The organism is Flavobacteriaceae bacterium (assembly GCA_003443635.1).
Lineage (GTDB): Bacteria > Bacteroidota > Bacteroidia > Flavobacteriales > Flavobacteriaceae > AU392.
On sequence record CP031964.1, the window covers coordinates 2841295 to 2863413 of the forward strand.

Here is a 22119-nt window from a genome sequence, read left to right on the forward strand (position 1 = left end):
GCAAGACAGCAACGCCTTATAACCAAACTGTTAATAGTTATTAGAAAGACCAAAAAACGAAAATTAAATGCTAAAAAAAATACTTTGGGGAATACTAACTATTGCTATAATAGGAGGCGTCTTTGGTTATTATAAATATCAAAAAATAATGTCTCCTAATGTTCCTGAAAAACTAGAGAATAATATTGTTATTATTCCAACTAATTCCTCATTTAATGACGTCGTTGAAATCCTCTATAAGAATAACCAAATTATAGATACCGTTTCGTTTCGTGAAGTGTCGGAGATGATGAATTATAAAAAAAGTATCATGAGATCCGGAAGGTATAAAATTATTCCATCCTGGAGTAACCGCTCATTAATCAGTCATCTTAGAGCAGGAGAACAAGAAACTGTAAATTTAGTTTTAACTCACGGTTGGTTATTAGAAGATGTCGCAGGCAAAGCTTCTGGATTTATAGAAAGTGATTCAACTGATTTGATTAATCTTTTTCAAAATGAGAATTATATAACCAAATTCGGATACACCGCTGAAACTCTAATGAGTTTGTTTGTTCCTAATACATATGAATTTTATTGGAACTCAAATGAAAAGGATTTTTTTGAAAGAATGATTAAAGAACATAAGCGTTTTTGGAATTCCAACAATAGACTTACAAAAGCTAAAAAAATAGGATTGACTCCTGAAGAGGTTTATACCTTAGCTTCAATTGTGGAAAGGGAAATATCAAAAGATGAAGAAAAAAAACGAGTAGCAGGGTTATATCTAAATCGAATTAAAATAGGTATGAAGTTAGATGCAGACCCTACGGCAAAGTTTGCAACAAGAGATTTTAAAGCGACAAGAATTTTATATAAACATATTCGTTTCGAGTCTCCATATAACACTTATTTGCACAGAGGGCTACCTCCTGGACCAATAAGTATGGCATCTATTAAAAGTATTGATGCTATTTTGAATTCAGAAGAACACAATTTTTATTATATGTGTGTTGATCCAGATAATCCGGGATATCACCTTTTCGCAGAATCTATAACTGAGCATAATAAAAATGCCAGAAGGTATCATCGTTGGTTAGATAGAATAGAGAATAAAAATACTAACTAAAGGTACATATTACGGGTTCATGTTTGCTGAACAGCAAATGAATGATATCTTATTTAGTAGAAAATCAACTGCTAGTTGTTCTCCTTTTTTTTCCTAATTCGTAGTGTTTTGATATTTCACTAATTTAAAAAAAATTAACCTATTCTTTTAATATTATGAGTTTTGCCTTTGTGAATTTTCAACTTTTTTAATATACTCTGTTGGAGTAACCTTTGTTATCTCTTTAAATGCTTTGTAAAAGGTAGATTTAGAATTAAATCCAACTTCTAGCGCAATAGAAACCAAAGTCAGTTCTTTATGATTATTGTTATCAATTCTTTCTAAGAAATCTTTAACTCGATATTCGTTAACCAGTTCGTAAAACGTTTTTTTATAAATGTTATTTAGAACCCATGATAATTTATTAGTTGTTGTATTAATTTCATTCGCTAGAATAGACAAACTTAATTCTGGTCGACAATACCCTTTCTTTTCTTTTAAGAAGATATCAATTAGGTTTTTAATCTCATTTATTTGTTTTTCGTCAAGCTTATTCTTTTTTTTAGGTCTGTTTTCTTTCTTAGAAGGAAAACGAATTTTAAATACTTCTGGGTATTTTAAATTATAAAAACCTACAATATAAATCTGTATCCCAAAGATTAAACAAGATATATCCCAAATCATTCTAATATCAATTGGTAATTTAATAACAAAACGCTCAAGAATTCCTAACAACCAAAAAATCATATAAATCAATAAACCAATCAACATGATCTCTACATATTTTACAATGGTTTGATTAAAGGACAGTTCTTCTTCTTCGTTTTTCTTATAGTAATTCAACAATCTATTAGATTTGAATAAATAAGCAGAAATAAAGACAAAAAATATGACGTCATTCCAAAACAATAAAGTATTAAAATAGCCACTCAAATCTTCTATTGAATCATAAATATAAATATGAAAAAAACAGAATCCTAAATACAATAGTGCTGGCAGATAGTGATAGAATGCTAACTGATAATTTCCATTTTTATAAAAAAGTAGCCGCCTAATATACGTATAAACGAAAGGCCCAATAAAAAGATATAAAGCATTAATGATGTTACCATATCGTCTCAAAAAATCTCTTTCAAATTGATGACCTAAAGCTCTTTCGAATAAAAAAAGGCTATAAATAACCAATAAGTACTGTATAACCCTGTTTGCTCCTGTATGCTTTTTAGGAATATACTGAATAGCAAAAATCAAAAACAAACACTGGCCAATAATTAATACTAGAAAAAGTTCATATGGCGATATACTCATCCACTTAAAATTTTAACATTGTTGTGTTTTAATCTAACATAAAAATACGTTTTATATTATTTTATTTAGTTAGAACTTAATCTTTATTTATACAAGGATTAAGAAAATAGTCTGATACTATAGTTTAGGACATCTAAGTAACTAAAATTGGCACATCTGATAACAAAAAAAGTTTTCTTTACAAGAAATTAATTTACAAATTATGAGATCTAATTATTTATTCATTCTTATTGCCTGTCTATTATTATCATGTAAAAACAGTAGTCAATCAAAATCAAACAATACACTATCAAACGAAATTGAGAACTTATCTTTTTCAACAGTAGACTTTACAAAAGTTAAAGGTAAAATACAGAATTATTCAAAACAATTCAATTTACATACCGATGCTTACCTAAGCATTATTTTTAACTTAGATAAACCACTTATACAAAGTCTTCAAAAATTAGCTCCAACCTTATCAGAAGATGAATTATTAAGCAAAGGAAATTTTCAATTTTCATATTTGGTAGACGGAAAACTAATTCATGTAGAGAATTTAGGTACCGGAGCAGGACCAAAAACCCGAAAAACAGAGAAGCTTAGACAAGTAATACCATTAGTAACACCTGAGCGAATAAATTTTTGGGGTTGGTATATGTGGCAACGATTTATGAAAGTTAATGGTGGGCAAGATGCATTTACAGAGGGAAACCATACGTTAAGCATCGAAGTAAGACCTTATTTAAACGAAGATGTATTAAAAGTTGGTTCGCTTTTGGCAAAAGGAAATGTTGCTGTAGAAGTTCCTAAAATAGTTATAGACGAAAATTTAGTTCCTGTTCAAAAAATAAAGCCAAATAGTGGATGGGAAATTTCTAAAGATAATTTTGATGTTAACAAGATTGAAGCTCTCAATAGAAAAATAGCAGAAGGTAGATTTAATGATATTAATGGAATTGTGGTGATAAAAGAAGGCGAACTTTTAATAGAGGAATATTTTAACGATGCAACAAGAGATAGTTTACACGATGTTAGATCTGTGGGAAAATCATTTGCCTCTACAATTATGGGTATTGCCATTAAAGAAAAATTTATAAAAAACGAAAATGCTTTGTTAAAAGACTTTTATGATTTAAAATCCTATAAAAATTATAGTGCAAAAAAAGATGCTGTAACATTAAAATCACTTTTAACCATGAGTTCTGGATTTTTGGGTGATGATGATGACTATGAAAGTCCGGGGACTGAAGATAAAATGCAATCTTCTGATAACTGGGTAAAATTCACGTTAGATTTACCTATGCATAAAGACAAAATAATAGGTAAGGATTATAATTATTTCACTGCAGGGACTAATTTGCTTGGAGATATTATTCATAAATCGGTTCCCAATGGACTTGCTTCTTATGCCGATAAAAAATTATTTGCCCCATTAGGTATTGCCAATTATAAATGGTTTTATACGCCTCAAAATATTGTATACACAGGTGGAGGCATACGACTACGAGCTATTGATTTTGCAAAATATGGACAATTATATAAAAACAAAGGGCTTTGGAATGGTAAACAAATTCTCACTAAAGCTTGGGTAGAAAAAAGTTTAGCCAAACAAGTATCGCAGGATTATGGAGGAATAAAAGGCTTTCATTACGGTTACCTTTTCTGGAATAGAGTATATACAGTTAATGGCAAAAACCACGAAGTTTCTTTTTCTGTTGGTAATGGAGGTAATAAGATTCTCATTTTTAAAGATATTCCTTTTGTTATTGTCATTACTGCTTCTGCTTATAACCAACCAGGCGCTCACGCAAATGTTGATAAAATGGTGACTGATTATATTTTACCAGCTGTATTAACTGAAAAATAAGGTAATACTTTATTATATAAAAAGAAGCTTTACTTTTACTTTGAATAGACAAAACTTAAAACATATGCGTTTAATAATTAATTTTCTTTTCTGGTGCCTATTAATTCCCATAATAGGTTATTCTCAGAAAACAGATGAGCGTCTTAAATATCTGGGTCAAAAGCCGCCAACTATAAGCTCAGAGAGATTCGCACCAGGTCTTATTTCTAAAAAGGGGGTATATGAGTTTGGATCTGTTTTTAATAAGGATGCCACCGAGTTTTTCTATGGAGTAAATGTCAATGGGAAAGAAGAGATTCGATTTTCAGAACTGGTTGGAAGCAGTTGGAGTACTCCAAAAACAATTCTTAAACATGAACGATATGGTTATAACGATCCCTTTCTTTCTCCTGATGAGAATCGATTATATTTTATTTCTCAGAGAACTTTAGATGGCAGAAGCAACAAACAAGATTATGATATCTGGTATGCTGAAAGGGTTGAAGATGGGTGGTCAGAACCCATTAATGTCGGGTCAAACATTAACACAAAAGGAAATGAATATTACATTTCTTTTACCAACGATGGCACCATGTATTTTTCTTCAAACAAAAATAGATCTAGTTTTGATATTTATACTTCAAAATTCGTTGACGGAGAATTTCAAAAGCCTATTGCGTTAAGTGATTCAATTAACACTTCAAATTACGAAGCAGATGTTTTTATCGATCCAAACGAATCTTATATTATTTTTTGTGCCAATCGTCCAGAAGGACTAGGGAGAGGTGATCTTTACATTAGCTTCAAGAATACTGATGGAACATGGACAAAATCTATTAATATGGGAGAGAAAATAAATACAAAAGGTCATGAGCTCTGCCCTTTTGTATCTAAAGATGGTAAATATTTATTTTATACAAGTAATCAAGATATTTATTGGGTAAGTGCAGAGATTATTAATGTAATAAAAAAGAAAGAAAACCGCAATTGAAAAAGTATTGTCTATAAATAAACAAATCCTATATCATTATAATTAGGATTTTAAACTCTAGGAAAAAAAGATAATAGTAATATATTCCTGTTTCTATTTTTACAGAAATTAAAGAGGTTTACTGCATGATAACATTACTATACTTTGCGTTGATAATAATTGTTTTATCGGTACTTGAATTATCTTTAGAGAATGAAGAACTGCTAGTTCCTGCTTTTTTATCTGGATGCGAAAAACGTGTACGATTACCTTGATACTCTAAATTATAAGCGCTCTTAGGTAGCTGTACAATAGCATCTGTATTTTCTAATATCAAGTTTAAATTTTTAAAAGAATTTGAAATACTATTAATTTCTAGATCTCCAAAGCTTCCATTAATAATAGCATTACCTGTTAACTCCCCTACTGTAATATTTGATGAGTTGGAGTTTAACCTTAACTTGTTTACACGTTTTAAATGTGTGTTCTCTCCATAGTTTAATTTTAATTCGCCTAAGTTCCAGTTATCAACTTCAATAGTTGAGTAAGAAGCATCGATGGAGGTTTCCCCTCCATCAATACCTACTGCTAATAACAATGAGTGTGATAAATCTGCATTTAAATTATGTACCACAGATGCAAACTTAAGTTCGCCATGACGAACATTTACTTTAAGTTTTGTATCCTTAGGCATTTTAATTTTTATGGTTTTAATCACTTTATTATTTTTTAAGCTTTTACCATCACGATTTAATCTTATTACTCTATTATTTCTGTGTATGTTCCCCTCTTCATCAAGATCTTCTACACGCTCTACAAGCTCTCTAATCTCTCTCTGGAAATCACCATTTTCGTCTTCAAATTGCTCTGCAAACTTTTCTGCCCAAACTTCAATGTCTTTTCCATACTTATCTTCAAACTCGTCTCCCCATTTTTCGATATTCTTTAACCAATCGCTATTTTCAAAACGTTTTCCGAGTTTCTCACCCCATTTCTCCATATCTTTTGCCCATTTACCTTCAAACTTCTTACCGAATTTCTCTCCCCATACTTCCATTTCTTTAGACCATGCATCAAAATCTGTTTTTGCAAACTCTTTTGCCCAAGCTTCCATCTCATCAGAATACTCTTTACCATACTCTTCTTCGTATTCTTTTTTCCATTTCTTAAGATAACTGTCACCATCTTTTTTGTACTCATCAAAGTCAAAATTAAAATTATGAACTCCTTTTGGTAAGTCTGGTAAATCTGGAAAGTTTGGCATGTGTGGCATCTCTGGAATACCAGGAACTTCTGGAATTTCTGGAATTTCTGGGAAATCTGATATCACAATCTTTAAATCTTTCATTGCATCACCTATAACATGATCTAAATCAAGATCTAAATCAAGATCATTCCAAGTATGAATTCCGCTGCCTTTTGTAGAAATTGTAACATTACTACCAAAGCCATCAATATCTACATCCCAATTTTCTAAAATTTTCTGAAGATCTTCTTTACTCAATTCTTTACTTTCAATATAAGCTTCTACTTGAATTTCGTTTTTACTCCAAGACTCAATTTCAATATTAGTATAACTTGTATTTAAGTTTAAAGTAACATCCTTATTAGCACTTACGGTCTGTTTTGTTTTCTCTAATTTTTGCTGAGCATTTAAATTAAAGCCTATTAAACAAACTAGAGCTATTATTATTTTATACTGTTTCATTTTTTTGATTTTTAATATAAGTATACCCACTTATATAATGTTTTTAGAATTATTTAATTCGCTTAGTTTTTCTTTTAAACGATACATTAAGTTTAAACGTAATTTTAAATTCTCGATAGACGCATTAATAGTCTGTTCGTTTGGTCCAGACTCAACAAGTTCTGTAACTAATAATTCATATTCTTTATTTAACTCTTCCAAACGTTGTAAATACCCATCAAAAAGCTCTTTAGTTTCTGGCGTAACTTTCATTTTAGATAACTCTAAATTAATACTCGCCAAATAATAATCTTCAACTTTTTTTAATTGAGGAGATACTTCTCCTATAGATTTTGTTTGCCCTTCTGATGGAGTTGTTGTACTTATCTCTGTTGGAACTTCACCACCTGTGTTCGATAAAAATTGATATGCACTAAAACTTAACCCTAATAATATTATCACACTTGCTGCAATATTTAAAACTGAAAATTTGCGTTTTATGGATTGTTCAGGAAGCGCTTCATCTAATTTTTTTAGAAATCGTGTTTCGTGCCCGTTAGGCATTTTATCGTTACTTGTCTTAACTTCATTTTCGAACAACTTTTTAATGTCTTGTGCCATTTTGTAATATTATAAGTTCGTCTCTTAATTTTGTCTTACCTCGAGATAATTGTGTTCGTGATGCAACTTCTGTAATGTTTAAAATCTCTGCAATTTCTTGATGGTCGTAACCTTCAATTAAATAGAGCATCACCACGTATTTGTACTTATCTGGTAAATTATGTATTGCATTTTTTACTTCTTCTAAAGTAATTGCATCATCTACTAACCATTCGTCTTCATAATTAGAGTCGACTACCTTGAGGTGCACCTCATCTAATTCCAACAATTGTTGTTTTTTAGATTTTATTAAGTCTATGCTCTTATTAATAACGATACGTTTTAACCAAGCCCCAAAAGTGACTTCTCCTTTATACTGATCTAGTTTTGCAAATGCTTTAATAAAGGCCTCTTGTACGATATCTTCAGCTTCAAAAGAATCCTTTACAAAACGTTTTGCTACAATAAACATCCCATCACAATATTGGTTATACAGTTGCAACTGCGCTTTACGATTGTTTCGTTTGCATTGTTCTACAATATCAATTGTAAGTGTACTCACGTTTTGGTTTTGGTTAGGTTTCGTCGAATTCTAACTTTAGAACTCAACATAAAGACGACAACAAATTTAAGATGTTGCAAAAAAGGTAAATATTTTTTTACTCCTATTAAAACAAAGTATAACAAAATCACGTTTTTGTATTAAAATATTAAGGTTTTAAATATCTTTATATCCAAAAATTAATCTTGTAATTAGTAACTATGAATCGTGTTTTAAAAGGAATCATCTTTTTATTATTAATAGCTGCAGTTGGCATATTTATATATGCATATACTGGTGGTGATTTATTCAAAAAGCCTTTAAGTCCAAAAGATACTGTAGAGTTTAAATTAAATGATCTAAACTTAGAAGTATTTTACAATCGCCCTTCTAAAAGAGATCGAGATATTTTTGGAGCTTTAGTAGCTTACAATAAAGTATGGCGAACTGGTGCTAATGAAGCAACTACTTTTGAAACTAATAAACCTCTTAAAGTAGGTAATGACTCTTTACCAGCTGGTAAATACACGTTGTGGACTATCCCTAATGAAGATAAATGGAAGGTTATTTTTAATACAAAGCAATATCCTTGGGGTGTAGATGATGCAATGCGACCATTAAGAGAGCCTGAATTTGATGCCGTAAGTATTGATGTTCCTGTTGAATCTATAAATAATATAGTAGAACAGTTTACAATTGCTTTTGATAATTCTACAGATAACTTATCTTTAACAATGGCTTGGGATCAAACCAAAATTACAGTGCCATTAAAATAAATTTTGCAAAACAACAAAACACATAAAAGTGCTTTGCACGAACAAGAAGGTGTTTCTCAACCTGAGATTACTGATAAAAATGCGATTTCTAAAATAAAAAGTAATCGAAAAAAGCAACCTAGTGCAGAAGAATTAACCGCAGGTATTTTTAAAGGTAATATCACATCGCTAAGCCAAGCTATTACTTTAGTAGAAAGCAAAAATTTAAAGCACCTACAAAAAGCCAATACTATTATTACGAATTGCTTACCAAAAGCAAATAAATCTATTAGAATAGGAATAACTGGTGTTCCAGGTGTTGGAAAAAGTACTTTTATAGAATCTTTTGGAAAACATCTTACCAACTTAGGTAAAAAAGTAGCTGTTCTTGCAGTAGACCCAAGTAGTTCTATTACTGGAGGAAGTATTTTAGGTGATAAAACCCGAATGGAAGATCTAGTAAAAGATAAAAATGCTTTTATACGACCTTCTGCTTCTGGAGATTCTTTAGGTGGTGTTGCCAGAAAAACACGAGAAACCATTATTTTATGTGAAGTTGCTGGATTTGATACTATTATTATAGAAACTGTTGGTGTAGGACAAAGTGAAACGGCAGTACACAGTATGGTTGATTTCTTTTTATTATTGAAGTTAGCCGGTGCTGGAGATGAGCTACAAGGTATTAAACGCGGTATTATAGAAATGGCTGACGCTATTGTTATTAATAAAGCAGATGGCGATAATTTAAAGCAAGCTAAACTGGCTAAAGTAGAGTTTAACCGTGCACTTCACCTTTATCCTGAAAAAGAATCGTTTTGGACTCCTAAAGTATCGCTTTGCAGTGCTTTAAACCATGAAGGTATTGATGAAGTTTGGCAAATGATATTAGGGTATATTTCACTAACACAGGAGAATCATTTTTTTGAGCAAAAACGTAATGATCAAAATAAATTTTGGTTACTACAAACTATAGAAGAAAAATTAAAGTCAGATTTCTTTAATCGAGAAGCTATAAAGAAAGAGCTAAAATACCAATTACAATTAATAGAAAACCATCAAACTACACCTTTTGCTGCGGCAGACGTACTATTAAATTTATAGATGAATTATAAATTAACAATCATTGTTCCTGTTTATAATGAAGAAGATAATTTATATCGTGTTGAAAAAGAACTACTCGATTATATAAAAATTGCATTATATCCTACTTGTGTTTTATTTATAAATGATGGTTCTATAGACAGCAGTCAAGAGTATATTGAAGACATCTGTACTAGAAATACGTCATTCAATTTTATTTCTTTCGAAAATAATAGTGGATTAAGCGCTGCAATGAAAGCTGGTTTTGATCATACAAAAACTGAATTAGTAGGTTATATAGATGCTGATCTACAAACTACACCTCAAGATTTTAATCTATTACTAAAACATATTGAAGAATACGATTTAGTTACTGGAATAAGAACCAATCGAAAAGATTCTCTTATTAAAAATATCTCTTCAAAAATAGCAAACAAAACACGTAGAGTTTTTACTCGTGATGGAATGGATGACACTGGATGTCCTTTAAAAATAATTAAAACAGATGTTGCTAAATGCATTCCTATGTTTAAAGGATTACATCGGTTTTTACCAGCAATGGTTTTATTACAAAAAGGAAAGGTCACCCAAATTCCTGTACAACATTTTCCAAGAATTGCAGGGAAAACTAAATTTGGTATCTTGAATCGTTTTTTAGGACCTTTAAGTGATTGTTTTATCTATTTATGGATGAGAAAAAAATACATTAATTATAATGTAACTAAACAAAATTAATGAAAGATTGGTTAGTATACTCTATAGGTTTTTTGGCGCAATTATTATTTTCGTCTAGACTTATCTTACAATGGATTATTTCTGAAAAACAAAAGAAAGTTGTTACTCCTGTACTATACTGGATTTTGAGTTTAATAGGTGCTATTTTTCTTTTTGTTTATGGATCATTACGAAATGATTTCGCCATAATGCTAGGGCAAACACTTACTTACTTTATTTACATTAGAAATTTACAATTACAAAAGCAATGGAAAAAAATATCAGTAGCTTTTAGATGGTTTCTTATTCTAATTCCTGCTGTTGCTATTATTTATTACCTCAATGATATAAGTAAGGTGGAATATTTATTTTTTAATGAAACGCTCCCAATATGGCTATTACTCTTGGGGATTGTTTCTCAAATAGTATTTACATTTCGATTTGTTTACCAGTGGATGTATTCTGAGAAATACAAAAAATCTACCTTACCTTATGGTTTCTGGTTATTAAGTTTAATAGGTGCTATATTAATTCTAATCTATGGTATTATTAGAAAAGACATTGTACTTATTGCAGCGAGTGCTTTTGGTAGTTTTATATACGCACGAAACTTAATTCTCTTGAGGGAGAAATCGTTTTCTTAAATAGATTTGTAGTTTATAAAAACCTAAACCAGCCATGGCTCCAAAAGCCATTCCGCAGATAATATCCAGAGGGTAATGTACTCCAACATAAATGCGACTATAAGCAACAATTACACTCCATATAATTAAAACAAATATTAGTTTTTTATAATAGGGCTTTAGCAACAATCCTCCAAAAACAGCTGCAGCCATAGAGTTAGCTGCATGGCCTGAAAAGAAACCATATCTACCACATCTTTCTGCAACAAATCTCATTATACTTTGTAATTCTTCTTCCCTACACGGCCTTGGGCGTTTTACTAAAACATATTTAAATAAATTGGTGATTTGATCTGTAAATGCTATTAACGCTGCAATAACAATAACTAAAAGCAACAACGTTTTTAAGCCAAACTTTTTATAAACCAAAAAAAGTAATGCTGCATAAAGTGGTATGAATGTTAGTTTATTGGTAATGATTAACCAAAGGTTGTCCCAAGTTTCACTTCCTAAATTATTTAAAAATAAAAATAGTTCTTTATCGTATTCTAAAAGTTGATCTAACATATTAATCGTCGTATCGTGAAACTTCTCTATCGTAAAATGCTGTTGCGTCTGCTATGAGTTGTTCGGTTTCATTAAATAATTCTTTTTCATCATGTTGATCAAAATCTTCTAACCACTCTACTTCATCATTCTCTAGATTAATAATAAATCTAGGGAAATTTGTATGAACCACAAAAATAGCATTTGGGAAATCTGTATTGTCACCGAGTATAAATTTTGGAAGCTCCATAATACGCTTATTTTTTATTTAGCAAAATTAATTTTTTTGTCAAATAATTAAATCGAATATACAACAAAATTGCCGCAGATGTTAATCCCATTAATAATCCTAGCCAAATACCAAAACTGCCATAAGCTTCTTCTTTTCCTAAAAAATAACTCACAGGAAAACCAATTAACCAGTATGCTATAAATGTAATTAATGTTGGTATTTTAACATCTTGCAATCCTCTTAAAGCTCCTAAAACCGTGACCTGAATACTATCACTTAACTGAAATATTGCTGCAGCAAGCAACAATTTGGCTGCAATTACAATAACTTCAGAAGTATCTAAAAAGTTTTCAGCATCATTTAAATCTACATACAATTTAGGAAGATCTTTATGAAATACTAAAAACACAATAGCAAAAACAAAAGCTAATCCTAGTCCTAATAAAAATATTGAAATCGCTATACGGCGTAATTCTTTAAATTGTTGCAAGCCTTTTTGGTTTCCTACTCTTATCATTGCAGCCACACTTAATCCCATAGCAACCATAAACGTCATTGACGATAAATTAAGTGCAATTTGATTTGCTGCTTGTGGATTTTTACCTAATGTCCCGCTAAGCCATACTGCTACTGTGAAAATCGCAACTTCAAAAAACATTTGCATAGCGCTAGGGAGTCCTAAATTGATTATTTTTTTAATCATTTTATTATCTAATACAAATAATTTTATATGTGTTACATATACTTTTGACTTCTCTTTATTTTTTAACAACCACCATAAAAAGAAGAGCATTATAAAACGAGATACTAAAGTTCCGACGGCAGCTCCAACGATCCCCATTTCTGGAAAACCAAATTTTCCAAAAATCAAGAGATAATTTAATACTACATTTATCACATTTGCTAAAATAGTAGCATACATAGGATACTTTGTCATAGACAAGCCATCGCTAAACTGCTTAAACGCTTGAAATATAATTAGAGGTACTAATGAAAATGCTACTAAATCTAAATATGGAATTGCGAGTACAACCACTTCTTCTGGTTGTTTCATTAAATACATTAGTGGTTTAGCAAGAAGTATTAGTCCAAACAAAATTAAACTCAACACTGAGCATAAAAACAAACCATGCTTAAAAGAAGATTTCCCTTTTATAAAATTAGTTTCTGAATCTGCCTCTGCTATTAAAGGAGTTATTGCTGTAGAAAAACCAATACCTAAAGACATAGCAATAAACACAAAACTATTCCCTAATGATACCGCAGCCAACTCTGCTGATCCCAATTGCCCTACCATAACGTTATCAACAAAACTCACAAAAGTGTGTCCTAACATTCCTAACATTACCGGAGTAGCTAATTTTAAATTGTATTTAAATTCTTTTGTATAGTTAACTAACACGTAATTTTTAAATATAATAGCGGCAAAGGTAACTTATGAAGTTGAGATTATTAATCAGAGATGAAAATTGTTAATAAATCAATTTTAAATACTTCATAACAAACCATTTAAGCTTTATTTTTACTATGAATTAACATTTTTCGATAATTTTAGTTTTTTAGAGGGATTTTTAAAATTATTTTTCAAAAAAATGTCGCATAAAAAAGACGATTCGTAGATGAATCGTCTTTTTTTATTTTATAATAGCATATCTGCTCTATTCTTCCTCATCATTATTTTCATTTTCTACATCTTCATCCAACAAATTAAGTAAATCGTTTTTTTGCAAAAGATTATACCAACGAATCACTTTTTTAATATCACTTGGATATACTTTGTCTTCATCATAATCTGGTAATACCTCAAAAAAGTATTCTTCTAAAACATCTTTACTACTTTTATGATTTATAGTTGTTTCTGCTCCATTTTCTTTAGTTCTGATTTTATCAAATACATCTCTAATTGGCACTTCTTCTGTAAGTGTATAAATTGCAATCTCACTTAACACGCTTACATTACTTCTTAAACTTACAGAGATTCGTTTCTTATCTTCTAACCCTTCAGCAATAAAGCCTCCCCTAGTTTGTGTCACTAATTTATATAATCCTGGTTTTTCTGAAATTGCTATAATAGTATCTAAGCCCATTGTATTACTAATTATTTTAAAACGGCAAATATCATTGCTTTGAGATTATTCTCAAAATATTATCGTTTCTTTTTTACATCAGGGAATTTCATTTTATAATCTATATTAATTTTCCCTTTAGATATGTTTAAAAGCTTCCCTTTTATTAGACGTTTTTTAAAATTAGATAGTTTATCTGTAAATAAAATACCTTCAATATGATCATATTCGTGTTGAATGACTCTAGCTAATAAGCCATCAAATTCTTTAATATGAGTTTTAAAATTTTCGTCTTGATATTCAATTTTGATATTTGGTTTCCTAAATACATCTTCACGAACATTAGGGATACTCAAACATCCTTCATTAAACACCCATTCTTCACCACTCTCTTCTAATATTTTAGCGTTAATAAATGTTTGTTTAAACTCTTTTAGTTTAGCTTGCTCTTCAGGACTAAGTGTATCATCATCTGCAAAAGGCGCTGCATCAACCAAAAAAACACGAATTGGTAATCCAATTTGCGGTGCAGCTAACCCTACTCCATAAGCATTGTACATGGTCTCATACATATTTGAAATTAATTCATTCAAATTAGGATAATCCGATGTTATATTTTTCCCAACCTTTTTTAGTACTGGGCTACCGTAAGCTGTAATTGGTAAAATCATTTCTAAATTTTAAGAGTACAAAAATACAATACTTTAAATGTTTAGTTGCAAAGAAACTGTGAAAAACTATTTATTATATAGATAACTTTGAAGTATTATTACAGCACTAATTTCATCAACTAAAGATTTATTTTGTCGTTGTTTTTTTTTAAGTCCACTATCTATCATAGTCTGAAATGCCATTTTAGAAGTAAAACGTTCATCTACACGTTTAATGGGGATAGCTGGAAATGATTTAGATAATTTTTTTAGAAATGGTTGAATTAATGTTTCACTTTCTGAAACTTCATTATTCATTTGCTTTGGTTCTCCTACTAAAAACAATTCAACATTTTCCTTACTTATATAATCGTTTAAGAAGGTTAACAATTCTTTAGTAGCAACAGTTGTTAATCCCGAAGCGATAATTTGCAGCTCATCTGTTACTGCTATTCCTGTTCGTTTTAATCCATAATCTATTGCTAAAATTCGCGCCATTAATATTTTTTCATTTTTTTAAATTCATTTTAATATATCGGTGAGACATGATATCCATTTTAATTATACTCATTGGCGTTAATTAAATAATTATAGATATTTCACAAAAATAGTATAATGAAATTAAGTATTTAAAATAGAGCACTTATCTTTGCGCAAAAAATTTACTTTTAATGAAAGATTTACAACAAATTATAGAAAATGCTTGGGAGAATAGAGCACTTTTATCAGAAACTGAAGTTATAGACAGTATACGTAAAGTAATCTCTTTATTAGACACTGGAGATCTAAGAGTAGCTGAACCTACTGCAAATGGTTGGCAAGTTAATGAATGGGTAAAAAAAGCAGTTGTTTTATATTTCCCTATTCAAAAAATGGAAACTTTAGAAGCTGGTATTTTTGAATATCACGATAAAATTCCTTTAAAAAGAGGTTATGCTGAAAAAGGAATTCGTGTGGTGCCTAATGCCGTTGCTAGACATGGCGCTTATATCTCAGAAGGTACTATTTTAATGCCAAGTTATGTAAATATTGGTGCTTATGTTGATGAAGGTACTATGGTCGATACTTGGGCTACTGTTGGTAGCTGTGCACAAATTGGTAAAAATGTACACTTATCTGGCGGTGTTGGTATAGGTGGCGTTTTAGAACCTTTACAAGCTGCTCCAGTAATTATAGAAGATGGTGCTTTTATTGGTAGTCGTTGTATTGTTGTTGAAGGCGTAAAAGTTGAAAAAGAAGCTGTTTTGGGTGCCAATGTTGTATTGACAATGAGCACAAAAATAATTGATGTAACTGGTGATACTCCAGTAGAAATGAAAGGGATAGTTCCTGCACGCTCTGTAGTAATACCTGGAAGTTATACAAAAGAGTTTTCAGCTGGAAAATATAATGTACCTTGTGCTTTAATTATTGGAAAACGTAAAGAAAGTACCAACAAAAAAACATCTCTTAATGATGCGTTAAGAGAATACGACGTTGCTGTATAAACTATTTTGAAAATATTAATTATTCAACAAAAAATGATTGGTGATGTACTTGCAAGCAGTATACTGTTTGAAGTACTAAAAACAGAACTTCCTAATGCTGAATTACATTATGTAGTTAACTTACATACAATTCCTGTTTTAGAAAACAATCCTTTTATTGATAAATTAATTGTTGTTACTCCAGAAATTGAAAAGAGTAAATTAAAATTTTGGAAGTTTTTAAATCTTCTAAAAAATGAAAAGTATGATACAGTTATTGATGTTTATTCTAAAATGTCAAGTAACTTGATCACTCTCTTTTCTGGAGCCAAAACAAAAATTTCTAAACAAAAATGGTATACTTCATTTATATATACTAATACATTTGAAGAACAGAGAATTTGTAATACAAATAAAGGTTTAGCTATTGCAAATAGGTTACAATTATTAAAACCTATTTGCAATACTATTCCTAAATCAATTTCTCCAAAAATATACTTAACTCCACGAGAAATTGCAGCGGCAAAACAATTTTTAGTTCAATCAAGTATCAATTTATCTCAACCTTTGTTCATGATAAGTGTTTTAGGAAGTCATCTCAATAAAACATATCCTTCTGAATATATGGCAAAACTGATAGATAGTATAGTTGGAAAAACTCAAGGACAAATCTTGTTTAACTATATTCCTAAACAAGAAAAGGAAGCTAAAACAGTTTATGATTTTTGCAAAGACAGCACTAAAAAACACATTTATTTTAATGTTTTTGGTAAAAACCTGCGTGATTTTTTAGCGATTACAAAACATTGTAGTGCTGTAATAGGTAATGAAGGAGGCGCTATTAATATGGCAAAAGCAATTAATATTCCAACTTTTACAATATTTTCACCTTGGATTATAAAAGAAGCTTGGAACACCCTTGAAGATGACAAGATTCATGTTGCTGTTCATCTAAAAGATTATAACTCAGAATTGTTTAAAGGTAGATCATTGAAAGAACTTAAAGAAAACACTTTTAATCTTTATCAACAATTTTTGCCAGAAACTATCACCCCAAAATTAAAACAATATTTACAACAGTTTTAGTTATTCTTTTATAATTCCAAAAGGAGTTCTAATCACTTTTTCTCTTTTAGTTACAGCTCTTATCTCTAAATTCTTCTGAATCATTTCTTTCTTTACATACCCTCTTTTATGATCTAAATGTAAGCATATTGCACTATAGCGTATTTGTTTAGCTTTAATTTTATTATTAAACAGACGCTCTCCTATCTCTCTGTCTTCTCCACCATATTGCATACGTTCATCAAAACCATTGACATTTAAAATATCCTTTTTCCAACCAGAAGAATTATGCCCATTCCAAGTTGCTTTGGTTGGTGTAAATTTATTAAGCAATTTTTCTTTTAATCCACTTGTGGTAATCTTATTATTTTTAAAAGATGATTTTAATCCATTTTTCTTTAACCATCTTATATCAAAACATTGTTGAGATTTAATCTCTTCTTCAGAGATAAGTTTACTAATGTTCATTGACAATTTAAAATAACCTCCAGACAAAAAACGACCTTTTTCTTTATTTGTATTGTGTACTTCTAAAAAATCATTTCGTGCAATACAATCTCCATCTGTAAACACAAGATATTTCCCCTTACTTGCCGTTATTGCTTTATTTAAAATAATTGTTTTTTGAAAGCCATTATCCTTATGCCATACATGTTGTATTGGATAACTCACTATATTTTTCATTTTCTCAATAAGAGTTTTCGTAACATCATCAGAGCCATCATCGGCAATAACAACTTCAAAATCTCTATAGCTTTGATTTTCATAACTCCATAATACTTTTTGCAACCATAATGGATGATTATAAGTACTAACAATTACTGATATATTTAGTGCGTTCATTGGCTCAAAAATAGTTATTTTTGTCAACTCTAAATCAGCAAATTAATTTTCTTTTGAAATTAGATCATATTAAAATATCAGCTTTATTGATTACTTATAATGAAGTGAATCATATAAATGAGGTGATTGCTAATATTGATTTTGCGAATGAAATCATTGTTATAGATTCTTATAGTAATGATGGGACTTATGAAAAGCTTAAGAAATTAAACAACGTAAAAGTAATTCAACGTGAATTTAAGAATTTTGCAGATCAGCGTAACTTTGCTATAGATCAAGCAAATAACAATTGGATTCTTTTTATTGATGCAGATGAACGTATAACTCCTGGGCTTAGACAAGAAATTTTAGAGAAGGTTAATAGTGATACTGAAAGTGTGGCTTTTAGGTTTCCTAGACAATTTATATTTCAAAAAAAGCAAATTAAATTTAGTGGCCTACAAACAGATACTATTTTTAGATTATTCAAAAAAGGAACTGCAAAATATCGTGAAGATAGGCTAGTTCATGAATTACTTGATATTAATGGTAAAACTGAACTTTTGAATCATAAAATGCTTCATTATTCATTTAGCAACTATGAAAGTTACAAGAGCAAAGTAGAGCATTACGGTAAGTTAAAAGCATTAGAGTTATTTAATAAAGGTGTAAAACCTAATGCATTTCATTTTTATTTTAAACCTTTTTATAAGTTTGTATCTAATTTTATATTCAGATTGGGTTTTCTTGACGGAAAAGTAGGTTATAACATTTGCAAATTAAATGCCTATGGTGTTACTTGCAGATATAATGAACTCAAAAACTTAATTAAGATTACGCCAAAATAATAATTTGTTTTTAAACCTTCTTTTACGGTGAAATTTATTTTGAAACTCTTGAGTAATTTTCCACATTAAATTAAAAACCTTATTATAATTTTCTCCAGCTAATTTAGCATATTCATCACTCATAATTTCAATCATAGATTGGTGAGTTGTTAACCTTGAAAAATTTTTAATACGAGTTTCAAAATCTAAAGTTTTAAATTCCATTCTATTTAAATCTACTAGATAAAATTCATAATTTTCATTAATTATTTTAATTAAGGTATTACCTGGTGAGTGATCTAAGAAGTGGATTCCTTTTTCATGTAATTCAAAAGTGAATTTTGTGAAAGCTCTTAATATTTTTTCATGATTAGGGTAGTTAAAATCTGTTGTTAATTCTCTGTAAGTTAAATCATAATGTAAGTGTTCACTAACGTAAAAACTCTTTTTAAATAAAAAAGGAGTCATAAACTCATAAAACGCGATTGGTCTTGGTGTATTAATATTACGTTTTATGAGTTCATTAGCATAAATATAGGAACGTTGTGCTTTACTTTTTCGAAAAAACTTATATGCAACTTGATTGAATATATTTGGAATCTTAAAAGACTTTATATTAATAGTTATTTCATTAGTTTCAAAAGTTTTTAATGAATTTCTATTTTGATTTCCAAAATCTTTCCCTTTTTTATCATAATTTAAAATTAAATCATCAAGAAAGTTTTTTTTACTTCTAAAGTTATTATGAATAGTTTTATTTTTCATTTAAATAAGAATCAATTCCATTTTCACACCAAGTAACTTTATTTTTAATTGTGTTTAGTTCTATCTCATTATTTAATTCTAATCTATCTTTAGGTTTTTCATTATGAAAGATATGAAATAATATAGCTCTGTATCGCAATCGTCTTGCTTTCAATCCATAATTATGAAATCTTAAAGCTAATTCTGAATCTTCTCTCCCCCAACCCTCAAAATTTTCGTTATAACCATTAATAGCAATAAAATCTTTTTTATAAAACGAAGTATTACATCCTCTATATTTTTTAGAAAATAAATCGTTTTTTTTATAAAACATACTAAATAAAGGTGCATGTAATGCTCGTGTTCTCTTTTTTATTCCTTTGGAAAACAAGTGAAAATTCACTTTTCTTCTTTTAAATAGTTCCTTTAAAAATGATTCTTGGATATTTACACGACTACCAAATAAATAAACATTTTTTTCAACAAAATTTATATGATCTTTAATGAATGAAGGGTGTAAAATACAATCACCATCTACTTGAATAATATAATCTCCGGTGGCTTTGGCAATAGCTTTATTTAATATTGTAGCTTTTCTAAACCCATCATCTTCCTGCCAAATATGTATTAATGGGATTGTAATTTTTTTAGCATAAACTTCAATTACTGAACGAGTATTTTCATTTGAGCCATCATCTGCTATAATCATTTCATCAGGTAACACTTTTTGAAACATTATACTCTTAAGCATTAAGCTTAATGCTTCTGGCCAATTATATGTTGAAATAATTAAACTTGATGTTATATTAGGTTTCATTTAAAGTTTTGCTATCAATTTTCAAATATATGATAACCTTTTAAATTTAATTTTTCTTTTGGAATTAAAAACACATTATCTAAAGTACTACATTCATTAAGCGAATTAATTTGAGTCCATTTTAAATTAGATTCTCGAAAAATAGCATACTCCTTAGGTATTAATTTAAAAAATCTCTCGTCTAATTCAACATTCCGAGCCTTATAATATGGTTTATTCACTTCCATTAATATCGTAGGCCTGTATTTATTAATTGTCTCCGACCCTCCTTCTAAGCAAAAATCTTCATGTCCTTCAATATCCATTTTCATGATATCTATTTTACCGTATTTCTCAAAGTCATTAGGCCAAACATCATCTAATGATTTTAATTTAATTGGCGATAATTTAAAGCCTTGATCCATTTCTTCACTAGTCGGGATAGATGCATTACCTGTATTGGATCCTCTTTTAAAATCTTCCCTTAATGTAATTTGACTTTCTTCAGATTTGTTAGATAGTCCATATTTATTGAGTAAACAAACATCAGTTAGTTTATTCATTTTTAAGTTATCAGACAATCTTCGAAAATTTCCTTCAAATGGTTCAAAAGCTATAATTTTTCCTGAGAATTTTTGTGATTTAAAATAATTCCCCATAGAGATGGTATAAAACCCAATATTAGCGCCTATATCTAAAAAACAAGAATCTGTTATAAGTAATGAATGGATAATTTTTATAAGTTCTGGATCATATTTTCCTGTATAAAAAGAAATTCTCTCAGTTTTTGTGCTTATATCTACCAACATATTAGTACCATCTTCCATTTTAGCAGTCATAAGAGAATCTGCTCCAATAGCTAAAAATAACCTATTAAAATGTTTATATAACTTATTTAATTTTCTATGGTAAGGTAATTGTCTTGTTATGCTTGAACTTATAGTTAATATTTTATTAGTTAATTTCATAAGCTGTTTTAAATTCTCTGGCCAAAGGTAATCAAGTTACCTTTAGTTATATTTATTAAGTACAGTTTTTCATTTCATAAATCAAATAACTCAATATAGTTCTCTTTTATTATTTTCGCAATATGAAAAATGAGCTTAAAGAAGCCTTAACAACTTTAAAAAGTAAAAATTTAATCCTTTACCCTACAGATACAGTTTGGGGTATTGGTTGTGATGCCACAAATTCTAAAGCAGTTCAAAAAATATATCAGTTAAAACAACGAGATGAAAGTAAAAGCCTTGTGATTTTAGTGGATAGTATTAAAATGCTGAATCAATACATTAATATTATTCCAAAAAAAGTTACCAAAATATTAAGTGAAGCCAAAAAACCTACTACTATTGTTTATGGTAAAACAGAAGGTTTAGCAAAAAATGTAATTGCTAAAGATAACACTGTAGCAATAAGAATTGTCCAAGATAAATTTTGTGAAGAATTAATTAAACAATTTGGAAAACCAATAGTCTCTACCTCAGCAAATATTAGTGGGGAATCTACTCCAAAATCCTTTAAAGAAATAAGTCCTAAGATTTTAAAGGGTGTGGACTATATTGTAAATTTGCACCACGAAAAAATTAATATAAATCCATCTTGTATTATTAAATTAAATGATGATGGAAGCATTAAAATAATACGTGAATAAACCTCAAAAATCCAAACATCAAAGTTTATTTTTTTCTATTTGTAATTTTGTTTTGAGTATT

Annotated in this window: 25 protein-coding genes; 11 read left to right on the plus strand and 14 right to left on the minus strand. The window is 29.4% G+C overall.

All coding sequences use genetic code 11. The annotated features are described in order from the left end of the window. Positions 1-67 precede the first annotated feature (67 nt). Positions 68-1108 (plus strand): endolytic transglycosylase MltG, encoded by a 1041-nt coding sequence (mltG, locus tag D1817_13065; GenBank protein AXT20775.1) that lies wholly within the window; start codon positions 68-70, stop codon positions 1106-1108. Positions 1109-1261: 153 nt separating this feature from the next. Here the strand turns inward: mltG and D1817_13070 are convergent, their stop codons facing one another. Continuing rightward, positions 1262-2395 (minus strand): AraC family transcriptional regulator, encoded by a 1134-nt coding sequence (locus D1817_13070; GenBank protein ID AXT20776.1) that lies wholly within the window; start codon positions 2393-2395, stop codon positions 1262-1264. 202 nt (positions 2396-2597) lie between these two features. On the opposite strand from D1817_13070, the gene D1817_13075 reads away from it, so the two are divergent. Together D1817_13075 and D1817_13080 are read left to right on the plus strand one after the other, a co-directional pair. Further along, positions 2598-4244 (plus strand): class C beta-lactamase-related serine hydrolase, encoded by a 1647-nt coding sequence (locus D1817_13075; GenBank protein AXT20777.1) that lies wholly within the window; start codon positions 2598-2600, stop codon positions 4242-4244. A gap of 64 nt (positions 4245-4308) precedes the next feature. Continuing rightward, the gene (locus D1817_13080) at positions 4309-5214 is read left to right on the plus strand and encodes a hypothetical protein (GenBank protein ID AXT20778.1); all 906 of its coding nucleotides are present in this window, start codon (positions 4309-4311) and stop codon (positions 5212-5214) included. A gap of 118 nt (positions 5215-5332) precedes the next feature. Here the strand turns inward: D1817_13080 and D1817_13085 are convergent, their stop codons facing one another. From D1817_13085 to D1817_13095, 3 genes are read right to left on the minus strand one after another with little or no spacing between them, the layout of a single operon-like run. Next, on the minus strand, positions 5333-6931 hold the full coding sequence (locus D1817_13085; GenBank protein ID AXT20779.1) for a hypothetical protein: 1599 nt from the start codon (positions 6929-6931) through the stop codon (positions 5333-5335). Continuing rightward, positions 6932-7501: a hypothetical protein gene (locus D1817_13090; protein AXT20780.1), complete on the minus strand. Its 570-nt coding sequence runs from the start codon at positions 7499-7501 to the stop codon at positions 6932-6934. It lies immediately after the preceding gene. After that, on the minus strand, positions 7485-8042 hold the full coding sequence (locus D1817_13095) for an RNA polymerase sigma factor (protein ID AXT20781.1): 558 nt from the start codon (positions 8040-8042) through the stop codon (positions 7485-7487). Before D1817_13095 ends, D1817_13090 begins: the two co-directional genes overlap by 17 nt. 200 nt (positions 8043-8242) lie before the next feature. On the opposite strand from D1817_13095, the gene D1817_13100 reads away from it, so the two are divergent. The 4 genes from D1817_13100 to D1817_13115 are packed head-to-tail and all read left to right on the plus strand — an operon-like array spanning position 8243 to position 11214. Continuing rightward, positions 8243-8797, plus strand: coding sequence for a DUF2911 domain-containing protein (locus D1817_13100; protein ID AXT20782.1), 555 nt, complete (start codon positions 8243-8245; stop codon positions 8795-8797). Further along, positions 8798-9877, plus strand: coding sequence for a methylmalonyl Co-A mutase-associated GTPase MeaB (meaB, locus tag D1817_13105; protein AXT20783.1), 1080 nt, complete (start codon positions 8798-8800; stop codon positions 9875-9877). After that, complete coding sequence (locus D1817_13110; protein ID AXT20784.1) at positions 9878-10591, plus strand: glycosyltransferase; 714 nt, start codon at positions 9878-9880, stop codon at positions 10589-10591. It abuts the gene before it with no gap. After that, on the plus strand, positions 10591-11214 hold the full coding sequence (locus D1817_13115) for a lauroyl acyltransferase (protein ID AXT20785.1): 624 nt from the start codon (positions 10591-10593) through the stop codon (positions 11212-11214). The genes D1817_13110 and D1817_13115 overlap by 1 nt, the downstream gene beginning before the upstream one ends. Here the strand turns inward: D1817_13115 and D1817_13120 are convergent. The 6 genes from D1817_13120 to ruvX form a co-directional block, all read right to left on the minus strand. After that, a complete protein-coding gene (locus D1817_13120; GenBank protein AXT20786.1) occupies positions 11182-11760 on the minus strand; it encodes a phosphatase PAP2 family protein in 579 nt (192 codons plus the stop codon). The genes D1817_13115 and D1817_13120 overlap by 33 nt on opposite strands. Position 11761: 1 nt before the next feature. Next, positions 11762-11989 (minus strand): hypothetical protein, encoded by a 228-nt coding sequence (locus tag D1817_13125; GenBank protein AXT20787.1) that lies wholly within the window; start codon positions 11987-11989, stop codon positions 11762-11764. Positions 11990-11996: 7 nt separating this feature from the next. Then, positions 11997-13316: an MATE family efflux transporter gene (locus D1817_13130; protein ID AXT21284.1), complete on the minus strand. Its 1320-nt coding sequence runs from the start codon at positions 13314-13316 to the stop codon at positions 11997-11999. A 313-nt stretch (positions 13317-13629) separates the two neighbouring features. Beyond that, positions 13630-14058: a hypothetical protein gene (locus D1817_13135; GenBank protein ID AXT20788.1), complete on the minus strand. Its 429-nt coding sequence runs from the start codon at positions 14056-14058 to the stop codon at positions 13630-13632. Between the two features lie 59 nt (positions 14059-14117). Next, on the minus strand, positions 14118-14708 hold the full coding sequence (locus D1817_13140; protein ID AXT20789.1) for a peptide deformylase: 591 nt from the start codon (positions 14706-14708) through the stop codon (positions 14118-14120). A 66-nt stretch (positions 14709-14774) separates the two neighbouring features. Beyond that, the gene (gene ruvX / locus D1817_13145; protein AXT20790.1) at positions 14775-15185 is read right to left on the minus strand and encodes a Holliday junction resolvase RuvX; all 411 of its coding nucleotides are present in this window, start codon (positions 15183-15185) and stop codon (positions 14775-14777) included. Between the two features lie 173 nt (positions 15186-15358). Between ruvX and D1817_13150 the strand changes: the two genes are divergently transcribed. Together D1817_13150 and D1817_13155 are read left to right on the plus strand one after the other, a co-directional pair. Beyond that, a complete protein-coding gene (locus D1817_13150) occupies positions 15359-16174 on the plus strand; it encodes a 2,3,4,5-tetrahydropyridine-2,6-dicarboxylate N-succinyltransferase (protein ID AXT20791.1) in 816 nt (271 codons plus the stop codon). Between the two features lie 6 nt (positions 16175-16180). Beyond that, a complete protein-coding gene (locus D1817_13155; protein AXT20792.1) occupies positions 16181-17239 on the plus strand; it encodes a lipopolysaccharide heptosyltransferase family protein in 1059 nt (352 codons plus the stop codon). On the opposite strand, the gene D1817_13160 is transcribed toward D1817_13155, so the two are convergent. Further along, entirely contained in the window at positions 17240-18061 is an 822-nt protein-coding gene (locus D1817_13160) for a glycosyltransferase (protein ID AXT21285.1), read from the minus strand. A gap of 53 nt (positions 18062-18114) precedes the next feature. Between D1817_13160 and D1817_13165 the strand changes: the two genes are divergently transcribed. Further along, entirely contained in the window at positions 18115-18888 is a 774-nt protein-coding gene (locus D1817_13165; protein AXT21287.1) for a glycosyltransferase family 2 protein, read from the plus strand. Here the strand turns inward: D1817_13165 and D1817_13170 are convergent. The 3 genes from D1817_13170 to D1817_13180 are packed head-to-tail and all read right to left on the minus strand — an operon-like array spanning position 18865 to position 21375. Further along, the gene (locus D1817_13170) at positions 18865-19632 is read right to left on the minus strand and encodes a Kdo domain containing protein (GenBank protein ID AXT20793.1); all 768 of its coding nucleotides are present in this window, start codon (positions 19630-19632) and stop codon (positions 18865-18867) included. The genes D1817_13165 and D1817_13170 overlap by 24 nt on opposite strands. After that, positions 19622-20416, minus strand: coding sequence for a glycosyltransferase (locus D1817_13175; protein AXT21286.1), 795 nt, complete (start codon positions 20414-20416; stop codon positions 19622-19624). Before D1817_13175 ends, D1817_13170 begins: the two co-directional genes overlap by 11 nt. Before the next feature lie 26 nt (positions 20417-20442). After that, on the minus strand, positions 20443-21375 hold the full coding sequence (locus tag D1817_13180) for an FkbM family methyltransferase (protein AXT20794.1): 933 nt from the start codon (positions 21373-21375) through the stop codon (positions 20443-20445). Between the two features lie 122 nt (positions 21376-21497). On the opposite strand from D1817_13180, the gene D1817_13185 reads away from it, so the two are divergent. After that, a complete protein-coding gene (locus D1817_13185; GenBank protein AXT20795.1) occupies positions 21498-22058 on the plus strand; it encodes a threonylcarbamoyl-AMP synthase in 561 nt (186 codons plus the stop codon). The last annotated feature ends 61 nt before the right edge of the window (positions 22059-22119 follow it).

Coding starts and splice junctions, on each gene's coding strand:
- mltG (AXT20775.1), top strand. CDS start 68: ATGCTAAAAAAAATACTTTGGGGAATACTAACTATTGCTATAATAGGA.
- D1817_13070 (AXT20776.1), bottom strand. CDS start 2,395: ATGAGTATATCGCCATATGAACTTTTTCTAGTATTAATTATTGGCCAG.
- D1817_13075 (AXT20777.1), top strand. CDS start 2,598: ATGAGATCTAATTATTTATTCATTCTTATTGCCTGTCTATTATTATCA.
- D1817_13080 (AXT20778.1), top strand. CDS start 4,309: ATGCGTTTAATAATTAATTTTCTTTTCTGGTGCCTATTAATTCCCATA.
- D1817_13090 (AXT20780.1), bottom strand. CDS start 7,501: ATGGCACAAGACATTAAAAAGTTGTTCGAAAATGAAGTTAAGACAAGT.
- D1817_13100 (AXT20782.1), top strand. CDS start 8,243: ATGAATCGTGTTTTAAAAGGAATCATCTTTTTATTATTAATAGCTGCA.
- D1817_13110 (AXT20784.1), top strand. CDS start 9,878: ATGAATTATAAATTAACAATCATTGTTCCTGTTTATAATGAAGAAGAT.
- D1817_13115 (AXT20785.1), top strand. CDS start 10,591: ATGAAAGATTGGTTAGTATACTCTATAGGTTTTTTGGCGCAATTATTA.
- D1817_13120 (AXT20786.1), bottom strand. CDS start 11,760: ATGTTAGATCAACTTTTAGAATACGATAAAGAACTATTTTTATTTTTA.
- D1817_13125 (AXT20787.1), bottom strand. CDS start 11,989: ATGGAGCTTCCAAAATTTATACTCGGTGACAATACAGATTTCCCAAAT.
- D1817_13130 (AXT21284.1), bottom strand. CDS start 13,316: ATGTTAGGAATGTTAGGACACACTTTTGTGAGTTTTGTTGATAACGTT.
- D1817_13135 (AXT20788.1), bottom strand. CDS start 14,058: ATGGGCTTAGATACTATTATAGCAATTTCAGAAAAACCAGGATTATAT.
- D1817_13140 (AXT20789.1), bottom strand. CDS start 14,708: ATGATTTTACCAATTACAGCTTACGGTAGCCCAGTACTAAAAAAGGTT.
- ruvX (AXT20790.1), bottom strand. CDS start 15,185: ATGGCGCGAATTTTAGCAATAGATTATGGATTAAAACGAACAGGAATA.
- D1817_13150 (AXT20791.1), top strand. CDS start 15,359: ATGAAAGATTTACAACAAATTATAGAAAATGCTTGGGAGAATAGAGCA.
- D1817_13160 (AXT21285.1), bottom strand. CDS start 18,061: ATGAACGCACTAAATATATCAGTAATTGTTAGTACTTATAATCATCCA.
- D1817_13170 (AXT20793.1), bottom strand. CDS start 19,632: ATGAAAAATAAAACTATTCATAATAACTTTAGAAGTAAAAAAAACTTT.
- D1817_13180 (AXT20794.1), bottom strand. CDS start 21,375: ATGAAATTAACTAATAAAATATTAACTATAAGTTCAAGCATAACAAGA.
- D1817_13185 (AXT20795.1), top strand. CDS start 21,498: ATGAAAAATGAGCTTAAAGAAGCCTTAACAACTTTAAAAAGTAAAAAT.